General features: G+C 69.8%; 1 protein-coding gene. It reads left to right on the top strand.

The window, feature by feature from the left end:
- A partial coding sequence (gene glmS / locus MD221_RS17365; RefSeq protein WP_242113412.1) for a glutamine--fructose-6-phosphate transaminase (isomerizing) occupies nt 1-1806 on the top strand: 1806 nt, incomplete at both ends.

Consider the following 1806-nt stretch of genomic DNA (forward strand, 5'->3'; position numbering starts at 1 on the left):
ATGTGCGGCATCGTCGGCGCGATCGCGGATCGCGATGTGGTTCCCGTTCTGATCGAAGGCCTGAAGCGATTGGAATATCGCGGCTACGACTCGGCCGGCATCGCCATCGTCGGCGATCGCGACGTGCGCCGCGTGCGCCGCACCGGCCGCGTGGCCGAGATGGAAGCGGCCGCGGCCAGCGAGGGCTTCGTCGCGGGCCTGGGCATCGGCCACACCCGCTGGGCCACCCACGGCGGCGTCACCGAGAACAACGCCCACCCGCACATCAGCCACGGCGAGTTGGCCCTGGTCCACAACGGCATCATCGAGAACCACGAGGAACAGCGCGAGCGCCTGCGCGCGCTGGGCTACGCGTTCGAGTCGCAGACCGACACCGAGGTCATCGCCCACCTGATCCACCATTACCTGCAGGACGGCACCGACCTGCTGGCGGCCCTGCAGCGTGCGGTAAAGGAGCTCGACGGCGCCTACGCCCTGGCGGTGATCAGCAAGCGTGATCCCGAACGCATGGTCTGCGCGCGCATGGGCTGTCCGCTGCTGGTGGGCCTGGGCGAGGGCGAGAACTTCGTCGCCTCCGACGTCTCGGCCATCCTGCAGGCCACGCGCCGGGTGATCTTCCTGGAGGAGGGCGACACCGCCGAGGTCACGCGCGGCGGCGTGCGCGTGTTCGATGCCGAGGGCGCCCAGGTGCGGCGCGAGGAACACGTCTCCGACGTCTCGCTGGCCTCGCTGGAGCTCGGCCCCTACAGCCACTTCATGCAGAAGGAGATCCACGAGCAGCCGCGCGCGGTCGGCGACACCATCGAGGCGATCATCGACGCCAACGCCTTCACTCCCGACCTGTTCGGCGCCGGCGCCCGGGCCGTGCTGGGCGACGTCGAGGGCGTGCAGATCCTCGCCTGCGGCACCAGCTTCTACGCCGGCTCCGTCGCCCGCTACTGGATCGAGGCCATCAGCGGCCTGCCCTGCAGCGTCGAGATCGCCAGCGAATACCGCTACCGCACCGCCGTGGCCAATCCCAAGCACCTGGTCGTCACCATCTCCCAGTCCGGCGAGACGCTCGACACCATGGAGGCGCTCAAGTACGCCAAGTCGCTCGGCCACGACAAGACGCTGTCGATCTGCAACGTCCCCGAGAGCGCCATCCCGCGCGCCAGCCGCCTGGTCTTCTACACCCGCGCCGGCGCCGAGATCGGCGTGGCCTCCACCAAGGCCTTCACCACCCAGCTGGTCGGCCTGTTCGCCTTGGCCGCCACCCTGGCCAAGCTCCGGGGCAAGCTCGATGCCGAGCAGGAGGCCGGCTACATCGAGGACCTGCGCCACCTGCCCGGCAGCATCCAGCACGCGCTGAACCTGGAACCGCAGATCGCCGGCTGGGCCGAGCGTTTCGCGCCCAAGCAGCACGCGCTGTTCCTGGGCCGCGGCGTGCACTACCCGATCGCGCTGGAAGGCGCGCTCAAGCTCAAGGAAATCTCCTACATCCACGCCGAGGCCTATCCGGCGGGCGAGCTCAAGCACGGGCCGCTGGCGCTGGTGGATGCGGACATGCCGGTGGTGGTGATCGCCCCGCGCGACGGCCTGCTGGAGAAGGTGAAGTCGAACATGCAGGAGGTGCGCGCGCGCGGCGGCGTGCTGTTCGTGTTCACCGACCAGGACAGCAACTTCGGCCCGTCCGAGGGCGTGCACGTGATCCGCACCCCGCGCCACGTCGGCGTGCTCAGCCCGATCGTGCACACCATCCCGGTGCAGCTGCTGGCCTACCACGCCGCCCTGGCCCGCGGCACCGACGTCGACAAGCCGCGCAAC

The organism is Luteimonas aquatica, assembly GCF_022662575.1.
GTDB lineage: Bacteria > Pseudomonadota > Gammaproteobacteria > Xanthomonadales > Xanthomonadaceae > Luteimonas > Luteimonas aquatica.